Below are 9,163 nucleotides of genomic sequence, written 5' to 3'. Positions count from 1 at the left end.
CGCGCAGAGCTCCGGCTTCTCCGGGATCATCCGCTACAGCACCTTCACCCACGTCGACCGCCGCCGTCGTGCGGCCACCCGTCCCGCCGGGACGCCCGCCCCGGTCGTGCCGGCGCCCACCCCGGAACCGCCCGCCCCGGAGCCGGTCGCGGAGCAGCCTGCCCCCGAGGAGGAGGCGGAGGACGAGCAGGCCGCCGAGGCCACGGTCACCGAGGAGCCGGTCGCCGACAGCACGCTCACCGAGGAGCCGGTCGCCGACAGCACGCTCACCGAGGAGCCGGCGACCGGGGCCCCGACCGCCGAGACCCCCGCCGCCGAGACCCCCGCCGCCGAGACCCCCGCCGCCGAGGGCGCGCCGGTCGAGCCCGCGCCGACCGCGGACGAGAAGCCGCGCCGCACCCGTGGGGGACGCGGTCGCCGCCGTGCCGCCACCGAGGACGAGACCGCTCCCGCCACGACGGCCCCCACCGAGACCAGCGCCGCCGAGCCGGGCGCCACCGGGACCAGCGCCACCGAGGACGCGGCCGCCGCCACCCCCGCGCCGGAGGAGACCGAGCCGGTCGAGCCGCCGACCCGCACCCGCGGACGCCGCCGCCGTCCGACCGCCGGCGTGGCCAACCCCTTCGCCACCCCCGCCGATCCCGCGCCCGACGCCGTCGAGGACAGCCAGGACGGCGATGAGGTCGACCCGCTGAGCGTGGCCGTCCGGGCGGTCTTCGACCAGGCCGACCGTGACGGCTCCGCCGAGACGGCCGACGACGAGCCGACGACGCCGGAGACCGCCGCCGAGGCCACCGACCAGGACGAGGAGCCGGCGGGGGCGGGCACCGCCGAGACCGATGAGGACGACGACCAGCCGCGCCGCCGTCGTCGTCGCCGGGGCGGTCGGCGCCGCCGCCGTGGCGCGGGCGAGAACGACAACGACAACGACAACGGCGACACCGACGACGACGAGGACGGCGACGACGAGCCGGCCGACCAGGAGGGCGAGGACGGCGACGACGGCCGGACCGCCCAGCAGACGGGCGCCGAGGACGGCGAGGGCGAGGAGGACTCCGGCGAGCAGTCCTCCGGACGGCGCCGGCGCCGGCGTCGGCGTCGCCGCGGTGAGGACGCCTCCGGCAGCGACGACGACCCGAGCGACACCGTGGTCCGCGTCCGCGAGCCGCGGCGAACCTCGCGGGAGAAGACCGCTAGCGACCAGATCACCGGCATCGACGGGTCGACCCGGCTGGAGGCCAAGCGGCAGCGCCGGCGCGAGGGCCGGCAGAGCAGCCGCCGTCGCACCCCGATCCTCAGCGAGGCCGAGTTCCTGGCCCGCCGGGAGTCGGTCGAGCGCACGATGGTGATCCGCCAGCGCGACGACCTCTCCCAGCTGGCCGTGCTGGAGGACGGCGTCCTGGTCGAGCACTACGTCGACCGGGAGAGCGCCACCTCGCTGATCGGCAACGTCTACCTGGGCCGCGTGCAGAACGTGCTGCCCTCGATGGAGGCCGCCTTCGTCGACATCGGCCGCGGCCGCAACGCGGTGCTCTACGCCGGTGAGGTCGACTGGGACGCCCACGGCGCGGCCAAGTCCGACCGGCAGATCGAGAAGGTGCTGAAGTCCGGCCAGACCGTCCTGGTGCAGGTCACCAAGGACCCGGTCGGGGCCAAGGGCGCCCGGCTGACCAACCACGTCTCGATCCCCGGCCGCTACGTCGTGTACTCCCCGGGTGGCCACCTGTCGGGGATCTCGCGCAAGCTGCCCGAGAACGAGCGCAAGCGGCTGAAGGCCATCCTCGGCGAGCTGGTGCCCGACGAGGCCAGCGTCATCGTGCGGACCGCCGCCGAAGGGGCCAGCGAGGACGAGCTGGTCCGCGACGTCAACCGGCTCAAGGCGCAGTGGGAGCAGATCGAGAAGAAGATCCGCTCCGGCAGCGCCCCGCAGCTGCTCTACGCCGAGCCCGACCTGACGCTGCGGATCGTCCGCGACCTCTTCACCGAGGACTTCTCCTCGCTGGTGGTCGACGGCAACGCCGGGCAGAACGACGCCTACGAGACGGTCGAGAGCTACGTCGGCCACGTGGCCCCGCACCTGGCCGACCGGCTGCAGCGCTGGGACTCCGAGGAGAAGGGCGACGTCTTCGCCGCGCACCGGCTGGACGAGCAGATCGCCAAGGCGCTGGACCGCAAGGTGTTCCTGCCCTCGGGCGGGTCGCTGATCATCGACCGCACCGAGGCGATGACGGTGATCGACGTCAACACCGGCAAGTTCACCGGTTCCGGCGGCAACCTCGAGACCACGGTGACCAGCAACAACCTGGAGGCGGCGGAGGAGATCGTCCGCCAGCTCCGGCTGCGCGACATCGGCGGGATCATCGTCATCGACTTCATCGACATGGTGCTGCCGAGCAACCGCGAGCTGCTGCTGCGCCGGCTGGTGGAGTGCCTGGGTCGCGACCGCACCCGGCACCAGGTGGCCGAGGTGACCAGCCTCGGTCTGGTGCAGATGACGCGGAAGAAGATCGGCACGGGGCTGGCCGAGGCGTTCACCGAGCCGTGCGAGCACTGCGACGGTCTGGGCTACCACACCTACGAGACGCCGGTGCAGAGCCAGCACGCCGCCGACGGGGGCGAGCGGACGTCCCGGAAGGGTCGCAGCAGCCGCAACAAGGGCGGCCGTGGACGCGGCAAGAAGGGCGAGCAGCCCGAGGAGCCGGTGAAGCGCAACGGCGGCCCGCAGGACGTCTACGCCGCCATGCACAAGGACGGCCACCCCAGGGACGACTCCGAGGACGCCGGGACGGCACCTGCGGACGCCCCGCAGACGGCCGCCGGTTCGGACGAGCCGGCGCTGCCCGTCGCCGAGCCCGCCACCGCCGAGGCCGGCGAGCCGGCACCCGCCGAGCCGGTCGTGGCTGAGCCGACGCCCGAGCCGGCCGTCGCCGGGGCCACCGACGCCGAGCCGGTCGGCGCGACGGAGGAGGAGCCCGTGGCGGATCCGGTGACCGCCGAGGTCGTCGGGGACCCGTCCGCAGCCGACCCGGTCGCCGAGACCTCGCCGCTGCCCGGTGTGGCGGACGCCGCGACCGGGGAGACCACCTCGGAGCCGGAGACGCCGGAGCCGGCCAGCGACACCCGCGACGAGCAGGAGCAGGAGCAGGGGCCGACGGCCGGCTGAGCGGCGCCGGTCGGCCGGGATCAGCCGCGGGTGGCTGCTCCCGGTCCGGGCGGCTGGCAGAACGCCGCCCGTGCGGCCACCGGGTCGGCGGGCACGTCGAGGAAGGTGAGCCGCGGCGCGGCGGCGACGTTGTCCCAGAACCGCTCCACGGTCAGCGGCGCCGAGACGGCGTCCTGCAGCTCGGCGAGGTCACCGCAGGCCAGTGCCGAGCGGGCCGCCCGCACCTCCGGCGGGTCGTCCACGCGCGGCGCGGCGTAGCGGGCGCGGCGCCAGTCCGGGGGAGTGGTGGAGTGCCCGACCCGCGAGCCCGGCTCCGGGACGACCTCCATCCGCGACTGCACCGCATCGGCCAGCGAGTGGCGGTCGGCCATGAAGACGTCGGTGCCGGCCACGACGGCCGTCAGCCCGATGTTGTCCTCGGTGGTGATGACGCCCATCCCCGCCGCCGCGGGGAGCCGCAGGGTGCGGTCGGAGTAGTAGGACCGGCCCTGCGCGGCGGCCTGGCGGTGCTCCAGCCCACGCTCGTACCAGCCCGAGCCCTGCCAGTCCTGCACCGAGACCGACCGGTGGCTGGGGATGCGGGCCAGGTAGTAGGCCCGCTCGTCGGCGATGCCGGTCGCCTCGTCCCAGCGTTCGAAGGCTGGGAAGCGCAGGAACAACCCGCTCACCAGGCTGCTCACCGCGACCACCGCGAAGGCGCCGACCAGCACCCGGCTCCGCAGCCGCACCGCCACCACCGGCGCCGCCATCGCGAGCGCGAACAGCGCCGGCAGCAGCATCCGGCCGTGCATGAAGTCACCACCCACCCGGATCACGTACAGCCCGTGCAGCACGGCGGCGACCAGCGGCGCCAGCGCCAGCGCGGTGCGTCCCAGGTCGCGGCCCGTGAGCACGGTGTCGAGGGCGCGGGCGAGCACCAGCAGCGCGATCAGCGCGCCCGGCAGCAGCAGCCCGTAGCGGCCGAAGAGGTCGAGGAAGTAGGTCGTCCCACGCTGCCACTCCGCGTCCCCGGCCGCCTTGGCCAGCGCGGTGTTCGGCACCAGAGAGGCGAAGTAGCCCATCCGGAACAGCTGCCAGGCCGCGGGCAGCACCAGCGCGGCCAGCAGGGTGGCCCACCAGGAGGAGAGGCGTCGGGGGTTCTGCAGCACCAGCGCCAGCCCGAAGATCGCGCCCATCAGGGTGAGGTCGGGACGCACCAGGGGCGCCAGCCCGATCAGCACCGGCACCCACAGCGGGCGCCAGGCCGGCAGGTCGGGACGGGCCGAGAGCCGCCAGCTGAGGGCGAGCAGGCTGCAGCCGATCCAGGCGAAGGTCAGACCGGTCTCCAGGCCGCTGGTGGTGAAGTCCCACACCGGCGGCACCATCGCCACCAGCAGCGTCCCGAAGGGCAGCAGCAGCGCGCCCCGCCCGCGGTCGCGGTACCACAGCACCCCGGCCAGGGTCCCGGCCACCAGCCCGCCGAGGGTCAGCACCCAGCCCAGACCCACCGCGAGCACCGAGGTCTCGCTCATCGGGGTGACGGCCTGGGCGAGCACCAGCAGCCACAGCCACAGCGTGCTGGTGGTCACCTCCACCCGCTCGGCGGCGTTGAACCCCAGGCCGTTGCCGGCCAGCACCTGGTGCACCACCCGGACGTTGATCATCCCGTCGTCGGCCATCCACCGGCGCTGCCACCCGGCCACCGCCAGGACCGCCACCGGCACCGCGAGCAGCACGAGACCGATCCAGGTCCGCGCCGGCGCGACGAGCCCATCCTTCGACGTCACCACGTGCCTCTCCGTCCGATCAGCCGTCTCGGCGGGGGCAGACCCGCCACGAGCTGGTACCCACGTCGCGCCCGCAGTCGAACCAGCGCTCGATGGCCTCCCGGGTCGTCTGCGCCCGGTCGCGCTCGAGCTTCATCCAGTGGTCGTTGATCACCACGTACTCCGCCCGTGGGTCCTCCAGACAGGCGAGGTTCTCCGCGAAGCCCCGCAGCCCCTCGGTGTCGGCCCACAGGTTGCGCTGCAGGTAGGTCGCCGCGGCGTACCGACAGTACGTGGGGTGGCCGAACAGGTAGCTGTCCTCGCCGAAGGCGAGGTAGACGACCGGGGCGTCGGGCCCGATCCGCTGGTCGATCTCGGCGATCTGCTCCAGCCCCTGCTGGCGGCGCTCCTTCTCGCTCTCGGGGGTGTAGCCGCCGAGCTGGAAGCCGTAGGAGAACGGCATGCTCGGCAGCAGCGCCCCCGCCAGCCCGATCACGACGACCGCGGTCGCGACCCCCACCGCGACGCGCGGCCGGGCGCGACCGGCGGCTGCCGGGTGCGGCGCGGACGCCCGTCGGGTGCCGGCCAGCGCCACGCCGACCGCCACCACCAGCAGGACGACCACGAGCACGACCTGCCCCCAGTAGGCCAGCTCGGTGCGCGGCAGCACCCCGAGCACCGGCGGCGCCTCCTCACGCACCTCCAGTGGGGGCGTCATCAGCCACCAGGTGGACACCGCGGCCACCAGCGTGCCCAGACCCAGCACCACCCGTGCGGGCCAGGGGCTGGCCGCCACCGCCCAGGCCACCCACCCGGCGGCCAGCACCGGCAGCGCGTCGAGCTGGTAGCTGTACCAGGACGCCTGCACGACCACGCCGGCGCCGACCAGCAGCACGGCCGCCGCCGGGACGACGAGCGCCACCCGCCGGGCGGCGCCGCGCAGCCGGAGGACGAGGACGCCGATCGCCGCCGGCCAGACCAGCAGCAGCGGGCTGAGCAGCCCCATCGTGGCCAGCAGGGACTGCGGCGGGCAGCTGCCCCAGCTCTCACCGGTCTGGCACCACCACTGGGCGCTGAACTCGCTGTTGAGCGCGCCCAGCTCGGTGAACCAGGTCCACTCCACCGGCACCAGCGCGAACTGCACGCCGAGCACGACCAACCCCACCACCCCGGTCAGCAGCGCGACCACGACCGCGCGGCGCAGCTGCACCAGGGCCAGCACGAGCAGGGCCACCAGGGCGGTGGTGGCGGTGGTGTACTTCATCAGCGCGGTCGCGGCGAGCAGCACCGCGGCGAGCGGCACGCCCCAGCGCGCACGGGCCAGACCCGCGGCGACGGCGGCCACGGCCAGCGCGCTGGCCGACCACTCCGGTTGCCAGACGTCACGCTGCGGGGCCCAGACGAGGGCGACGAGCACCCCGGTCGCCAGCGCGGCGGCCTGCGCGTCGGGCAGGTGGGAGCGCAGCGCATGCGCCAGGCAGGCCGCGGCCACCCCGCACAGCAGACCGCCGGCCAGCAGCCAGAGCACCTCACGGGTGGCGGGCTCGCCCCAGGTCACCGCGTCCACCGCCGCCATCAGGAGCCGGTTCGTCATCGGCCGGTGGGCCCAGACCTCCGCCGGCGACCATCCGGTCGCGGCGGTGGTGTGCAGCGCCCCCAGCGTGTAGCGGACGTCGCCGTTGAGGCTGAACACCGGCGCCCGCACCGCACCGAGCAGGAGACCGAGCAGCGGCCAGGCCAGCCACCACCACCGCGCCGCCCGCGGGCGGGCCGCCGACTCGCCGGCGGTGTGGCGCGGGGCGGTGGTGCGGTCAGCGACGGGCACGGCGGATCCGGCGGTAGACCTTGCGAGCGCGGCTGACGGCCTCGCGGATCCGGGGGTGGTCGGCCTGACCGGCCTCGAGCAGGACGCGCTGCACCGGTGTGCGCTGGGGACCGGGGAGCTCGGCGGCCAGCAGCCGCCGCTTGTAGAAGTAGCGCTTGTAGGCCGGGTAGTTCTCGCGGAGGAACTGCACCGCCGCCGGACGCAGGTGCTCGGTGTGGCCGGGCTGCATGGCGTGGGCCACCGCGGTCAGCAGCGGCGCGAGGTCCTCGGCGCCGGGCCGGTCGGCGCGACGCAGGTCGGCCACCGACTGCGGGACCAGCTGGTCGATGATCGTCAGCGGGATGCGGTTGCTGTTCTGGTAGGGCCGCAGGACGGTCAGCAGGGTGTCGGTGCCGAGGCTGGCCACCGGGACGCCGTAGAGGTTGGCCGCCGTCATCAGCGCGGTGGAGAACGCGCTGAGCACCAGGCCCACCGACAGGCGTTCGTACAGCACCTCGGCGATGATCGGCTCGTCGAAGACCACCAGCCGCACCCCCAGCTCCTCGGCGCGGCGCTGCAGCGGCGTGATCATGGCCGAGCCCGCGCTCGGGTGCGGCTTGAAGACGACGGTGCCGAAGCCCGCCTCGGCGGCCAGAGCGAGCAGGCGCAGGTGGAGGTCGGTCTCCTCCTCCAGCGTGATCAGCTCGAGGTCGCTCATGTACTGCCCCAGCACCAGCGCCACCGGTTCGTCCGCAGGCACCGGCAGCGCGAGGTGCTCGCCCAGACCAGCCACCACGGCCCGGAAGGCCGCGGTGTCGACCACCTCGGTGCGGGCCCCCCACTCCGAGAGCAGCAGCGGGCGCAGCCCCGGCACCAGGTCCAGGTGCAGCACCCGGTCGATCCGGGTGCCGACGGTCGCCCCCAGCCGGTCCCGGGTGGGGCCGTAGCTCATCAGGCCGTCGGCGTAGACGTCGATGGTGGCGTCGGGGAACATCCGGCAGACCGTCGTCGCCGGCGGGGCCTGGATGCTCTCGCAGACGATCTGCACCTCCGCCTCGCCGATGCCCCAGGCCTGGCGTGCGGCGCGCTCCCACATCAGCAGCTCCTCCTCGCGGGGGCGCCAGGCCGACGGGTGCAGGGGGGTGATCCAGGCGTTGTAGTCGACCACCTCGTCGAAGTGGCGGGCGAGGTGGTCGAAGTCGGGCTGGTCGACCAGTCGCGGCGACGTCTCGGGGTGGGCGGAGTTGTTGCTCAGCACCAGCACCCGCCGGTCGGGTCGACCGAGCTGGCCGGAGTCGGCGAGCGCGGTCAGGGTCACCGTGCCGTAGAGGGTGGAGGCGAGGCAGAGCTGGACGGTCGGACGCGGGCGGGCGCTCGGACGGGGCTCGACGATCTGCTCGGTCATGCGGGCACCCCCACCTTGGACAGGACGTGGCGACGGTCGGGGGACTGCAGCGCGTACTGCTCGGCGAAGGCGTCGTCCCACAGCACGGTCAGCGACTGGTGGGCCCGCCGGCGCAGCTCGGCCTTGAGCGCGTGGCTGTACTCGGGCTTGGTGAGGTGGAAGGAGAGCATCGCCAGGTAGGTCCGGGCCACCTTGGGCTCGAACCGGAGGAAGTCCGGGTTGGCGCGGACGGCGGCGAGCACCTTCTCGTAGGAGGGGATGAAGTCGAACTGCCGGTCGTCGGTGATGGCGGTGAGGGAGGAGGTCACCTCCCGGCGCCAGAACTGCCCGGTCAGCCCGACCACGGCGAAGGAGTCGGCGGCCAGGTAGAGCCGCCACATCTGCTCGCGGTCCTCCGCGGTGCGCAGGCTCTCGTCGAAGCGCAGCACGTCGAGCTCGTCGTGCAGCCGGCGCGAGTAGATCCCGGTCCAGGGCTGGGGCACGTCGATGGAGGTGGAGAGGTTCACCGGCAGGATGCCGTTGCGCGGCGAGTCGGGCACCCGGCGCGGTCCGTGCGGGATCCGGTGCACCTGCCGCCGACGCCCGTGCACCCGGACGTGGTCGGCCCGGACGAAGTCGACCCCCAGCTCCTCGATCGCGGCGATCATCGAGGTGTAGTGGTCGGGGGCCACGAAGTCGTCGCCGTCGAGGTAGCAGATGTAGTCACCCTGGGCGCGGGAGAGGGCCAGGTTGCGGGTGGCGGAGATGCCCAGGTTGTGCTCGTTGCGCAGCAGCGTGGCGTTCGGCACCCGCTCGACCAACCGGGTGAGCTCGTCGTAGGTGCCGTCGGGGGAGCAGTCGTCGACGAGGATGAACTCGATGTCGGGGGTGGCAGCCCGGCTCAGGCTGGTCAGGGTGTGGGCGACGATGGACTCGATCGAGTAGAACGTGGCGATGACGGACAGTCGTGGCATTCGGTCGGGTCTGCTCCTCGTACGGGGGGTCTGGGTGCGACTCAGGCTCCAGCGCCGGGTAGTAGGCTAACGGCAACGCCGGGGCGCAGCCGT

General features: G+C 74.1%; 5 protein-coding genes. 1 reads left to right on the top strand and 4 read right to left on the bottom strand.

The window, feature by feature from the left end; translation table 11 throughout:
* Positions 1 to 106 precede the first annotated feature (106 nt).
* Positions 107 to 3,163: an Rne/Rng family ribonuclease gene (locus DT076_RS18200; protein ID WP_233494065.1), complete on the top strand. Its 3,057-nt coding sequence runs from the start codon at positions 107 to 109 to the stop codon at positions 3,161 to 3,163.
* 20 nt (positions 3,164 to 3,183) lie between these two features.
* Here the strand turns inward: DT076_RS18200 and DT076_RS18195 are convergent, their stop codons facing one another.
* Genes DT076_RS18195 through DT076_RS18180 form a run of 4 tightly spaced genes read right to left on the bottom strand, consistent with a single transcriptional unit; the run spans position 3,184 to position 9,070 of the window.
* Entirely contained in the window at positions 3,184 to 4,932 is a 1,749-nt protein-coding gene (locus DT076_RS18195; protein ID WP_114128115.1) for a hypothetical protein, read from the bottom strand.
* 16 nt (positions 4,933 to 4,948) lie between these two features.
* Positions 4,949 to 6,733, bottom strand: coding sequence for a hypothetical protein (locus tag DT076_RS18190; protein ID WP_114128114.1), 1,785 nt, complete (start codon positions 6,731 to 6,733; stop codon positions 4,949 to 4,951).
* The gene (locus tag DT076_RS18185) at positions 6,720 to 8,117 is read right to left on the bottom strand and encodes a polysialyltransferase family glycosyltransferase (protein ID WP_114128113.1); all 1,398 of its coding nucleotides are present in this window, start codon (positions 8,115 to 8,117) and stop codon (positions 6,720 to 6,722) included. The genes DT076_RS18190 and DT076_RS18185 overlap by 14 nt, the downstream gene beginning before the upstream one ends.
* The gene (locus DT076_RS18180) at positions 8,114 to 9,070 is read right to left on the bottom strand and encodes a glycosyltransferase family 2 protein (RefSeq protein ID WP_114128112.1); all 957 of its coding nucleotides are present in this window, start codon (positions 9,068 to 9,070) and stop codon (positions 8,114 to 8,116) included. The genes DT076_RS18185 and DT076_RS18180 overlap by 4 nt, the downstream gene beginning before the upstream one ends.
* Between the last annotated feature and the right edge of the window lie 93 nt (positions 9,071 to 9,163).

Source organism: Desertihabitans brevis, assembly GCF_003327535.1.
Lineage (GTDB): Bacteria > Actinomycetota > Actinomycetes > Propionibacteriales > Propionibacteriaceae > Desertihabitans > Desertihabitans brevis.
Note: the sequence above shows the minus strand (reverse complement) of the source record. Positions and strands in the feature narration are given on the sequence as shown.

Coding starts and splice junctions, on each gene's coding strand:
- DT076_RS18185 (WP_114128113.1), bottom strand. CDS start 8,117: ATGACCGAGCAGATCGTCGAGCCCCGTCCGAGCGCCCGCCCGCGTCCG.
- DT076_RS18180 (WP_114128112.1), bottom strand. CDS start 9,070: ATGCCACGACTGTCCGTCATCGCCACGTTCTACTCGATCGAGTCCATC.